Consider the following 18,902-nt stretch of genomic DNA (forward strand, 5'->3'; position numbering starts at 1 on the left):
CAACAAGTTGCTATGCAAAAAGCCACGTAATCCCTTTGTAAACATTAAAAAAATCCTTGACATATGAATAAGACAAATGTAAAATTAACTTAGTTTTACATTTGTCTTATTGGAGGGAGTAAATAATGAAAAGGTTACCAGATGCAGAGTTAAGTGTTATGTTAGTGATATGGCATGGGGATCAACCCATGACAGCTAAGGATATTTTACATCATCTTGACGAAAAGAAATGGCATATAGCCACATTAAATAAGTTATTATCGCGACTGATTGAAAAAAATTTTATTAAACCAGTTACCAAAGGAAGACCTAGGAAATACGGGTGTTTAGTGAAGGAAGATGACTATAAAATACAGGAAAGTCAAAGTTTTTTTGAAAAACTCCATAAGAATTCTTTTGGCAGTCTTGTGACATCACTATTTGGAGATAAGGGCTTATCAGAAGAGGACATTAAGGAAATAGAATCCTTTGTGTTAAGTAAAAAGGATGGTGAGCAATAATGGAAGAATTCTTGTTTAGTCTTATCAAGACATCATTCATTGTTTCATTGGTCATTTTACTGGTCACTTGCATCACACCGTTTTTACAGAAAATATATTCAAATAAATGGCGGTATTGGTTATGGCTTGTGTTATCCATTATGTTGATTGTACCTCTTAATATTGCTTTACCAAATACACCCATAACCATTAATTTATCATCTATGGAGCAATCAGTGGTGACACCCACTCAACAACAAAGCATAGTACCCAAATTAAACACAGGTCAGGAAAACACATCAGCGTTACAAAAGGCTATTTCACCACCACAAGAGAAACAGTACGCATCATTGACTTTTATTGAACTGGCTTTGGTTATATGGGCATTAGGCACATGTTTATTTTTATTATGGCATATCTTATCCTATTATTGGTATAAAAGAGTCATTGAAAGATGGCAACATCCTGTTCAAGATGTCAAGATTATAAAGATGTTCAATCAGATTCAATCCGAATTGAATCTGCGTTCTATGGTACAAATCAAAATGTGTTCCAAGGTCAATTCCCCGATGCTAATGGGATTATGGAGACCTGTTATTCTATTACCAACTGTTCCCTTAACCCATGATCAATTAAAGCATGTGATTGAACATGAACTGACACACTATAAAAGCCATGATATACCCTATAAGATGCTGTTGCTTATTGCAAAAAGTCTCCATTGGTTTAATCCATGTATACATTTGATGTGTAAAATGGCGTCTACAGATATTGAAAAATGCTGTGATGCGCGTGTGGTCCAGAGACATAATAGGGGCTATGCACAAGCCTATGTAGAAACAATTATAGCAGTTATGAAGCTTCATATAAATCGTGATATCATGCTATCCACCCATTTTAAAGAAGGGAAAAAAACCATGATGTCAAGACTCAAAGTTCTTTTAGAACCGAAAAAGCATCGACATGGATTAATGGTATTAAGTCTTATGGTGTTAGTGGTCTTTATCATATACAGTATGATTGGATATTCACAAAAAAATGAAGATACCATGAACAGCGGTAATGAACTGGTTGAAGTTTTAGATGAAGATATGATAGCTTTTATAGAAGAAGAGAAAACACCACTTGGCGAACCAAAAATAATGGAAAAGCTATATGATGGATTACTTGCCATTATCTATTGGGAAGGCGATGACTGGTTCAAATATTATGAAGTCTATAAGTATAAAAATGGAAAAATAACATCCCGTTGGTTAAATGGTTATGGTGAACATGGTAGTAAGTATCCTTTTTCAAAAAATGGTGGTACAGCATCAGGAGACTACCCTTACGCCATCATCCGATGCCATGATGATGCAGTGGTATTATCTTATGACACAATGCATATTCATGGTGAGTTGGGAGATTATACAATCCATGAGAAAGGTAAAGAACTCTATATTGTACCCACTGGACGTATAGGTTCCATTAAGTCCATTACCGCTATGGGGTCAAGTGTAATAAATGAGGGTAAGATCATGGAATATGATTTTGACTCAAGAAACATTATTAATAAGCCAAATACTGTACTTCCACCTTTTGAAAAACAGACAAACGATAAGATAGAGAGACTCACTTATCAAGCAGCTCTAGCCAATATTAAATGGCATAACGAAAAGGATATCTGTATCATTGCTCCAAAAATATTTGGTAGTTTTGAAGTGGATGGGCAGCTTAAGATATTTGCTACAATATATGGTGTTACATATAGCTTAGAAGAGGATGTTCTAATGGAGAATGGTGGATGGAATATTCCAACAGCAATGATCTATAAACTAAATGCTGATGGCACCTATACATTAGAGGATTATATCTTAGCAAAAGACGGTAGTTATTATAGCCCATCTATTAAGGAATTTACTGCCCCTCATGATGATATTGCTAAGGAAATGATAGATACACAAGATTATATTGATGAACAGCAGCAATTAATGATGGATAATGTAAAGGCGTATGTTGAAGGTAACAAACATCTCAATATCCGTTATGTGAAAGATAATAGAGGAAAGATTTTATTGGAATTTAAGGAATAAAAAATGAGTTGAATGCCTATTTTTATTTGCAATTATTGTATAGTCATCCTAAAAAAATGCAAGAATATAGATAAAAGAGTCATTTGTGAGGACTGTGTAAAGAAAAGAGGCATTAGGATGAAAAGAGTAAGATTAGCAGTTATTGGTACAGGTATGGCATGGGACAGATTACACTTACCTGCCATACAAGAACTAGGTGATAAATACGAAATCGTTGCTATGGCTAATCTCCACCAGGATAAATTATGGGAGGCAGCAGATAAAATTGGATTAAGTCATGAGCATACGTATGTGGATTACCATGAGATGTTAAAACGAAAAGATATAGATGCGGTAAATGTTGTGGTACCCATTAGTATGAATTATAAGATATCAAGAGATGTGGTGAACGCAGGTAAAAACTTAATCTGCGAAAAACCTCTAGCACCAAACATGGAAGAAGCCATTGACTTTGTTAAGCTGCAAAAAGAGCGTAAAGTCAAAATCATGATTGGTGAGAATTTCAGATATAATGAAGAAAACATCATGATCAAGAAACTTATTGAAGAGAAAAAAATTGGTGATGTGTTATACTTCATGAAAAATAATATTTTTAACTTTGAAGAGTGTATGACAGGTGATTCCTTTGCAGCAAAAGAATGGCGGCAACACCCGGACTTTCAAGGTGGCATGATACTGGATGCCGGTGTCCATGATATTGCGGAATTACGCTATATATTTGGTGATATGTCCCATGTTGCAGCTTTTGGCAATCCTATTGGACATGAGTATGCACCTTTTATTAACATTAACTGTAACTTGATGTTTAAATCAGGGGTTGTTGGATACTATGTCTACTGCTCAAAAGGTCACGAGGCTCAAAAGCCATCCCTAGGATTAAGGATATTTGGAACAGAGGGAATGATATACTTAGAAGATACTTCGTGTAGTGTAGTGAATGTGTTTTATAATGATGGACGTCATGAAATGTTAACGTATATCCCTTCCCGTGGGTATTATAATGAATTTGCTAACTTTTACGAAGCCATGGTGAATAATCAAAAAATTAAAGTGACGCCATTAGTGGAGTTTGGTGATACAAAGCTTATCTTCGCTTTATTAGAATCCGCTAAGGATAAGCGGGTAGTGACCATTGATGATAGTGAAACCTTTATCACAGACCATAAATAGTTACAAAAACTATTCCATGTAGTCTTATTCAATAAGAGAATTTGTTTTAGATGATAAGTTAATATGTTTCTATAAAGGGCTAGGCTAATGATGATACCATTAACCTAGCCTTTTGCAAATATAAGATTAAAACGTTGTTACATAACACATATCTTTGGGAAAGTGCCTATGTCATTATCCAATTTGAATAATTGCAGACTCATAAGGTGCTAACGTAAGTGCTTGTTGCAAATCATAAGTATTACCATAATTAGATAATAATGTCTTGCAGCTATTAACAGCTTCTTTATAATGAAATGTAGCTTTTTCTGCAGAGAAATTACTAACGATTAATAGCTTATGACCATCAAGTGTACGTGTATAAGCAAAAATTTGCTGATCCTTTGGTACTAATAATTCAAAATCGCCATAAACCACAACAGGCAGTTCTTTTCGCAGCTGTATAAGTTTTTGATAGTGGTAGAACACAGAGTTTTCATCAGCTAAAGCCGCTTCAACATTAATATCAGAATAGTTGGGATTCACATCAATCCAAGGTGTACCTGTTGTAAAACCAGCGTATTCACTTGTGTGCCAATGCATAGGTGTCCGAGCATTATCACGGCTATTTGCCCATAACCCATCCATCATTTCTTCATGGGTGAACCCTTCAGCAAGTTTATCCCGGTAGAAATTCAGCGTTTCAATGTCTCGGTAAGAATCAATGGATTCAAAGGATACATTAGTCATACCGATTTCTTCACCTTGGAAAATATAAGGTGTTCCACGCATCATATGTAATGTTGTGGCTAACATCTTAGCAGATTCAACACGGTAGTGCTTATCATCACCGTATTTGGATACGGCTCTTGGTAAGTCATGATTGTTCCAGAATAATGAGTTCCAACCTTGTTTACCTAGACCTGTCTGCCATTTATGAAAGATTTCTTTTAGCTTAATAAGGTCAAACGGTTTTGGACGCCATTTACCATGTTCTTCATCCCAACTCATGGTAACATGTTCAAATTGAAAGATCATGGATACTTCATCTCTGGCAGGATTGGAATAGAGCTTGGCAATATCCACAGTAGCTCCCCATGTTTCACCTACAGTGAGAACATCACGGTGGCCAAAGGTAGCCTTGTTCATGGATTGGAGTAATGGGTGAAGGTGAGGACCATTGTCAATGATACCTTTGTCAATTTCTTTTCCAATCAGGTCAATGACATCCATTCTAAAACCACCAATGCCTTTATCTAACCACCAATTCATCATATCAAATATCTCTTTTACCACTTGATCATTTTCCCAGTTTAGATCAGGTTGTTTCTTTGAGAAAAGGTGAAGATAGTACTCATTTGTTGTTTCATCCAATTCCCATGCTGAACCACTAAATATGGATTGTAAATCATTAGGGGGCTTCCCATCTGCAGAAGGTTTTCGCCAGATATAATAATCCCGATAAGGATTATCCTTGTTTTTTTTTGCCTCAATAAACCAAGCATGTTCATCGGAAGTATGATTCACCACTAAGTCCATGATAATCTTAATATCCCGTGCTTTTGCTTCTTGTATGAGTTGCTCCATATCCTTAAGTGTACCAAATTCCTTAGCAATGTCCTGATAATTGGATATATCGTATCCGTTATCATCCATAGGAGAATCATATACGGGAGATAACCAAATAACGTCAATGCCTAATTTGTGTAAATAGTCCAGCTTACTTATGATGCCTTGGATATCGCCGATACCGTCACCGTTACTATCACAGAAACTACGTGGGTATACTTGATAAACAACCGATTGGTGCCACCATTTCTTTTCCATTTATCATCGCTCCTTTTCTATACGGCTTCTATTGAAGTTTTTATTTTAGTTGTTGTATAATGGACGCATACCATTTATATTAAGTATACAAATTGATGAAGGTGCTATCAAGGGTGTTCGTTACACCTATACGGGGTCAAAATTATCTTAGGATAGTGAAGGAGGGAATCATAATATGGGTTATAAACGAGAGCATGATCATAACAATCCATTACATACATTACTATACGATATCATCGATGAGGCAGGTATGATTAATCAGCAAATGTATCATTTAGCAGAACATATTGATCGATTTGGTAACCTTCCTAATTCATTACAAAGTATGTTAGGTAAAATCTATCGATACGAAGGAAAGACACAAGCAGAAATTGCTGCCATCTATCATCTTGATATGAAGAATACCATTCGTTATGTCAATGAGCTATATAAACGAGGATTTGTAAAAAAAGTAGATGTGGACCATAAGCGAAAAGAAATATACCTGACAGAAGAAGGCTATCAGGTAAATCAACATTTTATGGTTGAGAGAGGACGTATGCTCGATAAAATCATGGAAGAAATTCCACAGGAAACCCTTAGGCAGACGGGTAAAGTTCTATGTAAGATACGTAGGCTAATGAGGGATTATAATGACAAGATGAAGGATAAAGAAAGAACTGTCAAATAAAAGAAATATTATCACATATTAACCATTATATGACAGTACTTGGTTTGCTGAATGGCCTAATGTTGTTGTTGGAGTAATCCAAACATGTATGTAGATTTAACAAGTTAACATTTATTGTACGATATGTTTTTTTATATGGATTGTCAATTTACCGTCTTTATAAGTTATGCGTTCATCAAAAGATTGAATGTTTCTTTCAGGCATTAAGTGGCTTCTTCTATAAATGGAAAGGGATAAGCCAAGTAAAGCCATGTTAACAACGAAACTTGTAGCATCGTAAGATAAAAAAGGGACAACACTACGAAACGAAAAAATGACGCCTATATTGCTCAGTATAGATGTTAATATCTGAATGATGACAATTAGTAAGCAACTTGCTGAAAGTAAATAACCATAACCCTTTTGTAGTTTACACATCATCTTATATAATTCATAGATAAAAATCAATAACACAGCCATAATAAACAGAGTTGGGATGTACCCTAATTTACCTAAAAAAAATAGAAGAAAATGACTTGAATAACAACCTGGTAAACAATTTACCAGAGCATTGCTGGTAGTATCTAAGTAACTTATTGAAGATACCGAACCAAATGGTTTAGCATTTGTTATGGTTTCTCTAATAATATGGTATAGGTAACCTAAGCCTTGTTGGTCTGCATGGGAGAATATGACTGCTTTTGAATAAATTCTATAACCAATATAGATGAGTATCAGGAGGGTTATATATTTTAAGCTCTTTTTTACAATGCTATTAACATGTATGTAGTCTTTTTTAATGCTGAATAAAAGAAGAAACATACATGAGCAAGTAACGATATAGACTGGATAGTAAAAAGATGTCTCATAAATCACCAAAATACCTGGTAGAAAAAGTATAAGAGACACAATAATACCTTTATAATTATAGTAACGCAATCGATAAATAATGGTGGCAAACAGCGGAATAAAAAATAGGGCTGGATGGATTGCCATCAAATATCCACCATTTTTTACTGGTGAAAAGAGTATGAAACAAATCATCCCAATAATGTAAAGTGTATAACATAAAACAATATGACGACATATTAGCGTATAGTCTAGAAAGTAAAAAAATAAAAATATAAGTAAACCTATAGGTACATAGAAGATATAGTGCATAAAAAGCGAATGACCATTCCATACAAAGGTATTGTTAAAAAGCCTAAAATAAAAAAAGCAAGAGTTTAATAGAATAATCGCAGAAATCAGTATGATAATTGTCCAATTCACACGCGGTCGATGGGTTTTGTTCAGTGATTGCCCTATGAGAATAGGGTCACCCATATCTTGTATGGCTTTATAAGTAGCTTCTTCTTGAGAAATACCCTTTACCAAATAAGCCTCTGTTTGATCCGTAATATGTTCTGATAATTCTCTTTTAATAGGGTTATGTATTTTCTTGTACTTAATCTCACGACAGACAGCATCAAGAAATATTGCAATATTAGGTGATGGGGTCATGGTTATAGCCTCCTAAAACTTTATTCACAGATGTCATGTAAGTGTGCCACGTGGCCTTTCTTTCTTCAAAAAAAGTTTTGCCGATTTCAGTTAGATGATAATATTTCCTGCTGCGACCAATGTCCGAGGTTTTTTCATAAGAGACAATGATCTCTTTTTGTTCTAGCGTATGAAGTAGTGGGTATAGTGTGCCTGCTTTAAGGGAAAAAACATTCTCTGAACGTCGTTCTAATTCTTCAATAATCTGGTAACCATACATATCTTCTATGGATAATAATTTTAAAATAAGCATACCAGTACTTCCAGTTCGCAGGCTCTTATCAATATTCATATAATCACTCCTTATATATAGATTATCTACATATATTATATATAGATAATCTATATATGTCAATCTAATTTTTTACGTATTATTGTATTGCTTAAAAGAAAGATAAACGTTATGATAATAGGGTAAGAATAAGTGTACAAATGATGGGTTTATAGTAGATGGTCAACATATCATCAAGTACAGTTAGGAAGGAGAACATATGAAGATTGTTATTTTAGATGCCAATACCCTTGGTGATGATTTAGATTTGGGTGTATTTGATACGTTGGGAGATGTGGAAGTATTTGGCTTTACTGCCCCTGAGGTTGTGGTAGAGAGAATCAAAGATGCACATGTGATTATCACCAATAAGGTTGTATTAAACGAGAGTAATTTACAGCACGCTAAACATATTGAACTCATTTGCTTAACGGCAACAGGTACCAATAATGTGGACAAGGTCTATACCAACAGTAGAGGTATTGTTGTTTCAAATGTGGTGGGTTATTCAACGGATAGTGTAGCACAGCATACGTTTGCACTATTGTTTTACCTGTATGAAAAGCTGGCTTATTATGATAACTATGTTAAGTCTGGGACATACGTAGGGGATGAGATATTTACTCATTTTGATCGTAAGTTTCATGAGTTAGTGGGAAAGACATGGGGGATCATTGGACTTGGTAATATTGGTAGAAAAGTAGCCACCATCGCTGAGGCATTTGGTTGTAAAGTGATTTATTATTCTACTTCAGGTAAGAATAATCAACAAGCTTATGAACAGGTGGATTTTGATACATTATTGATGACGTCAGATATTATCTCCATTCATGCGCCGTTAAATGAAGATACGGATGGGTTAATTAATGATGAGGCTTTTGAGAAAATGAAGGCAACAGCTGTATTATTGAATCTAGGTCGAGGTAGAATTGTTGTAGAGGATGATTTGTGTAAGGCATTGAATCAGAATCAGATTGCTGGAGCAGGACTAGATGTGTTGGAATATGAGCCTATTAATGAGGATAATCCATTGTTAGGTATTCAGGATAGCACGAAGTTATTGATTACACCGCATATTGCATGGGCTAGTGTGGAGGCTAGGAAACGTGTGGTGGATGAGGTGAAGGAGAATATTGCTTCTTATAAGGTAGGTAAGCCTCGTAATCAGGTGATGAAGTAAATAGGAGAAGGAGCTTAGTGTTGTTTTGGTGATGCTAGGCTTTTTTTGTGTAGAAAAGTATGTGGATGGAAGAAGTTTTGATTTGAAATTTTTGCTTCATAATATATACGAAAATAAAAGAAAAAGAGTTAGTGGACAACGGATGGTGGGGTGAAGTATATGGTCTATTAACGGATTCTCGTTGTGTTTGTTGCGAAGAGCGTGCAACAAGCCACAAAAGTCATCCTTTTAATAGACCATATACTTTGGAGTTAGTGCCACGTTTGGGTGTAGATTGGTTTGTTTGGGTGGTGGTGTATATGTTTAGGGGGTGAGCTTTTGTTTAATTGAATGAAACTTGTTTGAGGGCTGAGTCTAGTTGATTTAGTAGGTTTTTGATGTCGCGTTGGGTGATGATGAGTGGGGGTTGAAAGGCTAGGACGTTGCGGTGGATACCGTTTTTGCCTAGGATGATGCCGTTATCTTTTAAGGTTTCGAGGATGGTGTCAGTTTCATTGGTGGCGGGGGTACCGTCTTTTTTTATGAGTTCAGCGCCTAACATAAGACCGATGCCTCGAACTTCTTTTAGGATGGGGTATTTGTCTTTGAGTTTTAGGAGACCTTGGTGTAAGGTTGTGCCTAATTCTTGGGTACGTTGGCATAGGTGATTCTCGTCGATGTATTTTAGGACGGCGAGGGCTGTTTCGCAGGCTACTTGATTACCGCCTAGGGTGGAGGCAGATGGTTTATTAAAAGCGTTGGCAATGGTAGGATTGGTGCAGAAGGCTGAGATGGGTATGCCGTTGCCCAGTGCTTTTGCCATGGTGATGATATCGGGGATAACTTGATAATGTTCGATGGCAAACATTTTACCTGTTCTGGCAAATCCAGTTTGTACTTCGTCCACAATCAATAGAATGCCGTATTTATGAAGGAGTTTTTGGATGTCTTGGAAATAGTTAAGGGGGGGTGTGATGATGCCACCATTGCCTTGAATGGGTTCGATGATCATAGCTGCTATGTCTTTGCCTTTTTCTTTGAGTAATTTTTTAAGGGCTTTAATAGAAAGTTTGGCAGCTTTTTCTGGTGGTTCGTCAAAGGCAGCTATATTGGGGATGAAGTGAAAGCTGTCATCCATATAAGGGTCGGTACGCCACATGTCAATACCTGTACCGCTTGCGGTTAGATGGGTACGACCATGGAGAGAGCCTTCCAGTGCAATAAATGATTGTCGACCTGTATAGAGTCTGGCTAGAAGCAATGCGCCTTCATTAGCTTCTGATCCTGAGGTACAGAAAAATGAATGTTTTATATTGCCTGGTAAGACAGAGGCTAATTTTTCTGCTAATTCAACCATGGGTTGGCTGAGATAGATGGTGGTTGTATGTTGTAATTGTTTAAGCTGGGTAATGGTTGCTTCTAATATAATAGGGTTACAGTGACCGCAGTTAACCACGGATACACCTGCAAAGAAATCCAGATATTGGTTGCCTTTTTGGTCATAGAGGTACTGCATTTCACCTCTTACAAGTTGGGGAGGGTTTTTATAAAAGTGATTGGTACATGGGTAGAGGTGTTCTTTTTTCTTGTTTATAATAGCTTCGGGTCCTATATAGTTTTTAAACATGGTTATAACCTCCTTAAAAATGGCTGAGAGCGCCCAATGTATGACCTTCGGAAAAATGTTGAAGGTGGTTAATGGTTTCATGGTGCAGTGCTTGTTGATAAACATCAATGAGGTATGCCAGTTGTTTTGTGGTGTAGCTCATACCCTCAATACGATAACTTATGATATTTAGTGGCTCTAGAGAGGGTAAAATGGGGTAAAGGGATATTTCTTTGCTTGGGAGCATGTGGCAACGTTCATATTGGTCCTTATAGACAGGATATTCACCTGCAGGTGTCACCAGGTGTAAGACAGTATCTTCTATATAATAAGTGTCTTCATCTCCATTATCCGTTGAAGGTTTGGTATTAGCAAACAGATCATGCTCCATATACATGACACAAGGCTGTCCATGAACAATGATCTCGGAGGGTAGGATGCTATGTGTTGACGTATGAAGTATATCCGATAAGTTGGATTCAATGGATAGAGTATATTGAGCTAACCCAAGTCCCTTATAGTAAGTAGCTGCCTTATGGTTATAGATATTCAGCGAATAATCACCAATCAGGGGTATGCCGTAGTTTGAGCATGCAGATAGGCTTCCTAAGTGTGTGACTAATACACCATCCAAATCTTTAGCACATACATCCAATAGGTTTTTGTAGTTGAGCATATCCAAGTCACTCATCATTTTAGGTAGACCAAGAATGATACGACTGTTTCCTTTATGTTTGGTGAGATATTGGACGTCGGCTTTTGTAAAAGGTTGATGAGGTCGGTAGATATCTCCGGAAAGATAGATGGTGTTCACACCTTTTTCTATGGCCATCATCCCTTGTTCCATGTTACCTACTTTGACACTAATGTGTTTAGTGGGAGCCTGGATGGTATGGTTAGCCAAATAGCCATTAATTTTGTGGGCAATGGCATCCACAAGATCGTCGGTTATTTCAGGTTCTTCAGTTGGTGCACTGAAGACTTTACCCGTGCTATAGAATTTACCTGTTCCTTCATAACGTTGATTGATATTAGCAAGACCAGGTTTGCCAAAAGCGTAGTTGGTGGATAAATCTCTTTTACGGGTATCTACAATTTTTTTAAAATCTTTCCTTCGGTCGTAACCAGTAGGGTCATTTATATAACGGTCAATGGCATCACCATAGAGGTTAATTAAATCCACAATGAATGCTTTTTGACGCATACGGCCTTCTATTTTAAAAGAATCAATACCTGCATCAATCATTTCTGGCAGATAGGGATACATGCACATGTCTTTTACAGCTAGTGGGAACTTCGTTTGATAGTGCTGATTATTTTTTTTAATAAGGTAGTCCCAACGACAAGGCTTAAGGCAGCGGCCTCGATTACTGCTCATACCGAACAGCATGCCGCTATAATGGCATTGAGAGCCGTGGGTTATACACATGTCTCCGTGTGTAAAGTATTCTATTTCCATGTCTGTTTGGGTTTTCAAATATTTGATCTGATCCAGTGACATTTCACGGGATAAAACAACACGGGATATGCCCTGATTTTTTAATGTTTCAATCATGGCTAAGTTATGGACATTCATCATAACAGAAGCATGTAATGGAAGTGTCAATGAAAGTTCTTTTGTCAACTGTAAGACAGCTAAGTCTTGTATAATTAACCCATCTGGTTGTACATCATTTAGAAACAATAAGTAGTCTTTTGCCACCTGAAGATCGGTGTGACTCAATAAATTGTTAACGGTAATGTATACTTTTTTACCAAGGTTATGGGCAATGGCTATGGCTTTTTTTATGTCATCATTAGAAAAATTATACCCTTTACGAATCATACGCATATTCAGTACTTGTCCGCCAAAATAGACAGCGTCACAGTTGGCTTCAATAATACCTTCAAATATGTCAAATGTACCAGCAGGTGCCAGCAGTTCAATTGTTTGATGGTTGATATGTCTACTCATGTTATTCACCTCGTTTTAGAGCTACGTTTTATCATGATAAAAATGAACGCAAAAAAAAGCGCCCTTTCATCTATCTTAACAAGACGCAGTATGAAATGCAATGGCATTTATCATTTGTTCATTTTATTAAATCACATTTTTCTTCAATGAAAGTATATGTGGAGAGATAGAAATGTTTTGATATAGAGCTAGATACTGGGCTGTATTCAATTCAGTCAAATAATTCTTTGTAAAGTTTTTTGTCGTTATACCATGATTTAATACAAAATCCACTGCTTTATTATAAGCGATAGCAGCTTCTGTATCGGATGTATAGGTACCTATTTTATAGTAGCCTCTTAGATTAATTTTAGCGATATAGGCTGGGCGGGCATTTTTTTCAATTTTTTCAACACCATAATAGGGGTTAACCACATGGATATTGTGATAACGAAAATTGGAGGCGTCACCGTCTTTAAAGTAATAATCTTTACCCTTTACGGCAAAGTTTTTTATACCATATCGGGATAGAATATTGACTTGCATGCCATAATCATTTACAAATAAGTACCCGTTTTTTCTAAAAATCTTATGATGCGAATAATAAAAGAGGTCGTCCACGTCAAAAATTAGCTCCGTTGTTTGATTGAGATAGTAGGAAAAATAATATTTATGAAGGTAGATAGGATTTTTAATATAGTGACCGTTATCCCGATAGTTAATGAGAATCACCCATTTTTCAAAAGACAGTAAAGAATCAAGTCCATACGAAGGGATTGGCATGGAACCATTAAGTAAGTCATAAGCTTCTTGATAAGCATCATGTGCCACAGTTTCCGTATCATAACTGCCTAAGCTTATATGTTTAGATTTATAGGTGATGGATGCACGATAATAAATTGTCCCATTTTTTTTAGTTGCTTGATAGACACCTTTTAATAAAGTCATATGTAAATTCCTTTCTACATATTACGCTTCAGCGTAATGGATAGATTAAGCTGCTACCCCTAAATAAAAAAAATTGAGGTTTGATGTATAAGACGAATAAGAATGGGTCATACTATAAATGCTAAGGTCTTGATCACGCGAAATGAGACATAGCATGTGTCAACTGGTTATTATAATGGTTATCATCCTATATATCGGATGAACAAACTGATGACCTTAGGTCTAATGGATGAAGAAAAATAGTAAAAAATAATAAATATACCAAAATTATACATATAATAGTTTACAAAATTGAATTTAGTTGATTTAGACAAAAATAAGGTTATGACAACAATAGTGTACAAAAATAAAAAACTTTATGCTCTATTTAAAGCAAAAAAACACAAAACAAATAATTGAATATTTTGAAACAAAGTAAATACTACCAAAATAATATGGAATTAGTTGACACGTTCTGTAAGTTTTACTATAATCGCTATGACAAGCAATCGTTAAGAAAATGTTACGCAAAGATTAACAGCTTGTTAATAAAATCAGTTTCACAGGTAGAAAGAGCACACACAAATGATAAGTGGAATTGATACAATTAAAAAGGAGATAAATTATGTTTAAAGTAAAGAATCTTCTAAAGGACTTATTTTTATCTCTAAAGCATATATCCAAGAAAGCTTATACAAGTGGTTTGATTATTGTAACAGGCTGCATGGTATTAGCAATCGTGTATATGGGTGTTAACGGATTTGCAGGTACAGAAGCAAATGCGGTAGCGGCTTTAGGTAGAAATGTAGAAGAAGAAACAGCTGTTTCTGATAGCAAGTCCGTGGAAGAAGAGGATGGCATTGCTGAATTGGAGCTAGAAATTAGTCGGTATAAAGCATACAAGGCAGAAGCTAATCAGCAAGCAACTAATGGGATAAAGGCAGAAGCATTAACACCTATGAAAGCGCCAGAAGAAGAGAGCGATGAACGGGTAATGCATACAGCTAGTTTTAAAGCAGAGGAACAAGCAAGTAAATTAGTAAGCCTTTCAGCTAAAGATTATGAAGCATTAACACGAATCGTTGAGGCTGAAGCAACAGATGAAGATATTAAAGGTAAAATTTTGATCGTTAATGTTGTAATGAACCGAGTTAAGAGTTCTAAGTTTCCGAATAATATCTACGATGTAATACATCAAAGGATTAAAGGTAGAGTCCAATTTTCACCTATTAGTGATGGACGTTACTACAAACTTAGTGTAACAAATAGTACCAAGAAAGCTTTAGAACAAGCTTTCAATGGTGAGGATTACTCAAAAGGTGCTTTGTATTTTATGGCGAGGTCACTTGCATCATCAAAAGCAGTGAGCTGGTTTGACAATAACTTGACGAAGGTAACACAACATGGTGCTCATGAATTTTTTAAATAACATATAGATGATATAATGAAGCAATCGCTCTGACGAAGGGTGATTGCTTTTTTTCAATTTTTTTATAAAGAACAAATGTCTTTATAGGGTGGATTGATCATGTAGAAACTATGCATGCAATACCATCTCACCTGAGTAATAATCTCATGATTATCCTATTCAACCACATTGTGAAAATAAAAATGGTCTACTACGCATCATATTTCAGTAGAATATCGAAATAAAATGTCTTTGTATTGGATACATATGGCTTATGGTGAGATACAAAAATGTTCTATTCACTATTGTGCTAAAGCGAATAGTGTGATATAATCTTGAAAAAATCATAAAAGGAATGAAAGCGTATGGGATTGATGTATCGAAGTACACGAGGTGGCGAGAGCAATGTTCCTGCTTCCATGGCTATCATCAAAGGTTTGGCATGTGATGGAGGTTTATTTGTACCACATAAGATTCCTAAGATGAATAAGTCATTAGAAGACCTTTCTGGTCTTACATATAAAGAACTGGCCTATGAAGTGATGTCTTTATTTTTTACTGATTTTACAAAAGATGAGTTAACATATTGCATCGAACATGCTTATGATAAGAAATTTGACACAGATGCTATTGCACCCTTAGTCAAAAAAGGGGATGCTTATTATTTAGAACTATTTCATGGGGCAACCATAGCCTTTAAGGATATGGCATTATCCATCTTGCCTTATTTAATGAAAGTATCAGCTAAAAAACAACAGATCGATAATGACATTGTTATTTTAACGGCTACGTCAGGCGATACGGGTAAAGCAGCTTTAGCAGGCTTTGCAGATGTAGAGGGTATCAAGATTATTGTATTCTATCCAAAAGACGGTGTAAGCCCTATACAGAAGCACCAGATGGTAACACAAAAAGGGGACAACACCTATGTGGTAGGGATTGAAGGGAATTTTGATGATGCCCAGAATGGTGTAAAAGAAATATTTAGCAATGAAGCATTAGCAGAAACCATGAATCGCCAAGGTTATCAGTTTTCTTCAGCTAATTCCATTAACATAGGACGATTGATTCCACAAGTGGTCTATTATTTCTATGCCTATTGCAACATGTTAAAGCATGGCGATATTACAAAGGGCGAGACCATCAATATGGTTGTACCTACAGGTAATTTTGGGAATATTTTAGCAGCTTATTACGCCAAAAATATGGGACTGCCCATTCATCAACTTATCTGCGCTTCAAATGATAATAAAGTGTTGTATGATTTTATGCAGACAGGTGTTTATAATAAGAAACGGGATTTTATTTTAACCATTTCCCCATCCATGGATATTCTCATATCCAGTAATTTGGAACGCTTACTCTATAACTTAGCAGATGGTGACCATCAGAAGATTCGTGAACTGATGACAGCTCTAAGCCAAGAAGGTGAATATATCATTTCAGATGCTATGCGGTCTGGGCTTGATGACTTCTATGGTGAATATGCATCCATGGATGAGACCTATGATGCGATTAAAGACGTCTTTCATACAACCCATTATCTCATGGACTCGCATACAGCTGTGGGCCATGCTGTTTATAAAAAGTATAAGACTGAGACAAAGGACTCTCATAAGACAGTTATTGTATCAACGGCAAGTCCTTATAAATTCACCCGTAGCGTTATGAAGGCCATTGATAAACGTCATGATCAAGAAACTGATTTTGACCTGATTCATAAGATGCATGAATTAACTGGGGTACCGATACCTAAAGCTATTCAGGAGATACTGGATGCAGAAGTAAGGCATACACGTATATGTGACAAAAATAAGATGCAAGAGACAGTGAAGGACATATTGGGCTTAAACTAAGAGGAATTTTAAAAATAGGATGAACGTATGAAGAGAACCCACTCAGGGTTCTTTTTGTTCTGCCATTTTGTAGGCAAATCAACTTTCTACATAACATGGGTTGAATAGAAAAACCGGTAATTTGGAATAAGAAAATGGGTAAACTATAGAATAATAGTAAGGACGATTACGAAACTTGTGTGTCGATTTATATAATGTAGTTGACAAATTATTAATAGTGGTATACTATTATAATGGAATGAAAAGTATAAAAGAATACATGATGATGTCATTCTAAACATCCGAATGTAGAAGAAGGGTTGGACCGTCATGAAAAAAAGCATCTATAGCTTAGTATTATTAGACGATGTAGTTGAAGCTGTGGATCAATTGGCTTATAGAAAAAATACAAATCGCTCCCAACTGATTAATGATCTATTAGCAGAAAGACTAGGCTTATTAACGCCAAGACAACAAGTCATGCATGTAATGGAACGTATATCAGACATGGTGGGAAACGAACAGATACAGGTAAAATCCAAAAATGACTACGGTAGTTTGCAATTCGGCACCTTTATTAAGTATAAATATAAGCCCAGTATCCGCTACAGTTTCGAATTTAATGTGAGCAATGAACATGAGCGTTATGCCGTGTTAAAGATTCAATCGAGATCGAAATCCGAAGAGTTGAATAAACATTTGGACCGATTTTTTAATGCCATGTGTTATATTGACCAAAAGCGCTTTCCTGAAATATATCAGCGGGAAATTATTAACAAGACCCATGTGAATTCTAATAATCGCTTTTCCAGAGAATTTTTACGAGGGATACCTTTAGATAAGGTGGATGATGAAGCTGTGGCAGAATACTTAAGTTGTTATTTGTTAATGATGGATCATGCGTTGAATTATTATTTCGGTCATTATGATCATGACAATGTTTTTCAACAAATGGATAAAATCTATTGCCATCACCTTGGTGAACTGGAGCTTTTTATAAAAAAATAATCAATAACATAACAATCTAAAAAAATGACAAACCAATAAATGATTATAGGAGGTGCAGTGATGCAAAGTCAAGTGGAAGATTATTATAAAGTACTTGGTATATCCAAAGAGGCTACGGATAAGGATATCCAAAAAGCATTTCGAAAACTTGCTCATAAATATCATCCTGATTCAAATAAAAGTAAGGAGGCAGAAGAGAAGTTTAAAAAAATTAATGAAGCTTATAACGTGTTAAAAGACCCAGAAAAACGAAAAGCATATGATCAATTCGGAAATCAATGGGAGAGTGGTGGCGGTTATTATTCCCAAGATACAAGTGGTTGGACTGGAGACGAGGATATATTACGTTCCGTTTTTGATTCCATATTTAGAGCCAATAGTTTCGGTGGTGAAGGCGGCGGTAGAACGTCATTTAGTGGTTTTGGAAATTTAGGAGGCTTTACATCTCGAGGAGGCTTTACCAGCAGAAGCCAAACCATGAAAGGCGGCAATGTAGAAGCAGAATTGGATATATCCATCGCTGACAGCTATTATGGTGCAACCAAGAAAATTACTATTAGTGATGAAACAGGTCATCGGAAGCAATTAGATGTCACCATACCAAAAGGTATTGTTGAAGGACAGAAAATACGCTTAAAAGGTCAAGGTGGCAGCGGTTATAATGGTGGTCCTAGTGGGGATATGCTCATTCAAGTACACATTGTCAACGATGCTCAGTATAGTTTAAATGGTCAGGATATCTACAAAGATTTAGAAATTATGCCATGGGATGCTGCTTTAGGGGCTGAGATGGAAGTGCAGACACTTGATAAAACATTCAAGCTCAGTATTCCCAAGGGAACAGGATCAGGTAAAAAATTTCGTTTAAAAGCTAAAGGACTAAAAAATAGAAAGAAAACAGGTGATTTCTATTTTATAACAAAAGTGATGGTACCTGAGAAGCTCAGTAAAGAGGAAATTCAATTAATTAAAAAATGGAAAGACATGCATCAGTCATAAATAACCATACACGTAACGATTAAAAGCTGCTATGAGAG

15 protein-coding genes are annotated in these 18,902 nt (G+C 35.9%); 9 read left to right on the forward strand and 6 right to left on the reverse strand.

Annotated features, from left to right (window positions below; genetic code table 11):
* Positions 1-125 precede the first annotated feature (125 nt).
* The 3 genes from HZI73_RS11295 (at position 126) to HZI73_RS11305 (ending at position 3,721) form a co-directional block, all read left to right on the forward strand.
* Positions 126-500 carry a BlaI/MecI/CopY family transcriptional regulator gene (locus tag HZI73_RS11295; protein ID WP_212698331.1) on the forward strand — a complete coding sequence of 125 codons (375 nt, stop codon included), beginning with the start codon at positions 126-128 and terminating at the stop codon, positions 498-500.
* Positions 500-2,551: a M56 family metallopeptidase gene (locus tag HZI73_RS11300; protein ID WP_212698332.1), complete on the forward strand. Its 2,052-nt coding sequence runs from the start codon at positions 500-502 to the stop codon at positions 2,549-2,551. Before HZI73_RS11295 ends, HZI73_RS11300 begins: the two co-directional genes overlap by 1 nt.
* Positions 2,552-2,668: 117 nt before the next feature.
* Positions 2,669-3,721, forward strand: a complete 1,053-nt coding sequence (locus HZI73_RS11305; protein ID WP_212698333.1) for a Gfo/Idh/MocA family protein — start codon at positions 2,669-2,671, stop codon at positions 3,719-3,721.
* A gap of 174 nt (positions 3,722-3,895) precedes the next feature.
* Here HZI73_RS11305 and HZI73_RS11310 read toward each other — a convergent pair whose 3' ends face one another.
* Positions 3,896-5,527, reverse strand: coding sequence for a glycoside hydrolase family 13 protein (locus HZI73_RS11310; RefSeq protein ID WP_212698334.1), 1,632 nt, complete (start codon positions 5,525-5,527; stop codon positions 3,896-3,898).
* A 175-nt stretch (positions 5,528-5,702) separates the two neighbouring features.
* Between HZI73_RS11310 and HZI73_RS11315 the strand changes: the two genes are divergently transcribed.
* Positions 5,703-6,197, forward strand: coding sequence for a MarR family winged helix-turn-helix transcriptional regulator (locus tag HZI73_RS11315; protein WP_212698335.1), 495 nt, complete (start codon positions 5,703-5,705; stop codon positions 6,195-6,197).
* 111 nt (positions 6,198-6,308) lie between these two features.
* Here the strand turns inward: HZI73_RS11315 and HZI73_RS11320 are convergent, their stop codons facing one another.
* Complete coding sequence (locus HZI73_RS11320) at positions 6,309-7,679, reverse strand: permease prefix domain 1-containing protein (protein WP_212698336.1); 1,371 nt, start codon at positions 7,677-7,679, stop codon at positions 6,309-6,311.
* Positions 7,663-8,010, reverse strand: a complete 348-nt coding sequence (locus HZI73_RS11325; RefSeq protein WP_212698337.1) for a PadR family transcriptional regulator — start codon at positions 8,008-8,010, stop codon at positions 7,663-7,665. The genes HZI73_RS11320 and HZI73_RS11325 overlap by 17 nt, the downstream gene beginning before the upstream one ends.
* Before the next feature lie 199 nt (positions 8,011-8,209).
* Between HZI73_RS11325 and HZI73_RS11330 the strand changes: the two genes are divergently transcribed.
* Positions 8,210-9,169 (forward strand): D-2-hydroxyacid dehydrogenase, encoded by a 960-nt coding sequence (locus HZI73_RS11330; RefSeq protein WP_212698338.1) that lies wholly within the window; start codon positions 8,210-8,212, stop codon positions 9,167-9,169.
* A gap of 322 nt (positions 9,170-9,491) precedes the next feature.
* On the opposite strand, the gene HZI73_RS11335 is transcribed toward HZI73_RS11330, so the two are convergent.
* From HZI73_RS11335 to HZI73_RS11345, 3 genes are all read right to left on the reverse strand, one after another.
* Entirely contained in the window at positions 9,492-10,775 is a 1,284-nt protein-coding gene (locus HZI73_RS11335; RefSeq protein WP_212698339.1) for an aspartate aminotransferase family protein, read from the reverse strand.
* A 13-nt stretch (positions 10,776-10,788) separates the two neighbouring features.
* Positions 10,789-12,708 carry a peptidase U32 family protein gene (locus HZI73_RS11340; protein ID WP_212698340.1) on the reverse strand — a complete coding sequence of 640 codons (1,920 nt, stop codon included), beginning with the start codon at positions 12,706-12,708 and terminating at the stop codon, positions 10,789-10,791.
* Positions 12,709-12,834: 126 nt separating this feature from the next.
* Positions 12,835-13,635, reverse strand: coding sequence for a hypothetical protein (locus HZI73_RS11345; RefSeq protein ID WP_212698341.1), 801 nt, complete (start codon positions 13,633-13,635; stop codon positions 12,835-12,837).
* Positions 13,636-14,239: 604 nt separating this feature from the next.
* Here HZI73_RS11345 and HZI73_RS11350 point away from each other — a divergent pair.
* From HZI73_RS11350 to HZI73_RS11365, 4 genes are all read left to right on the forward strand, one after another.
* Entirely contained in the window at positions 14,240-15,043 is an 804-nt protein-coding gene (locus HZI73_RS11350; protein WP_212698342.1) for a cell wall hydrolase, read from the forward strand.
* 344 nt (positions 15,044-15,387) lie between these two features.
* On the forward strand, positions 15,388-16,878 hold the full coding sequence (thrC, locus tag HZI73_RS11355) for a threonine synthase (RefSeq protein WP_212698343.1): 1,491 nt from the start codon (positions 15,388-15,390) through the stop codon (positions 16,876-16,878).
* Between the two features lie 309 nt (positions 16,879-17,187).
* On the forward strand, positions 17,188-17,865 hold the full coding sequence (locus HZI73_RS11360) for a ribbon-helix-helix domain-containing protein (protein ID WP_212698344.1): 678 nt from the start codon (positions 17,188-17,190) through the stop codon (positions 17,863-17,865).
* 60 nt (positions 17,866-17,925) lie between these two features.
* On the forward strand, positions 17,926-18,864 hold the full coding sequence (locus HZI73_RS11365; protein ID WP_212698345.1) for a DnaJ C-terminal domain-containing protein: 939 nt from the start codon (positions 17,926-17,928) through the stop codon (positions 18,862-18,864).
* Positions 18,865-18,902 lie beyond the last annotated feature (38 nt).

Source organism: Vallitalea pronyensis, from assembly GCF_018141445.1.
Classification (GTDB): domain Bacteria; phylum Bacillota; class Clostridia; order Lachnospirales; family Vallitaleaceae; genus Vallitalea; species Vallitalea pronyensis.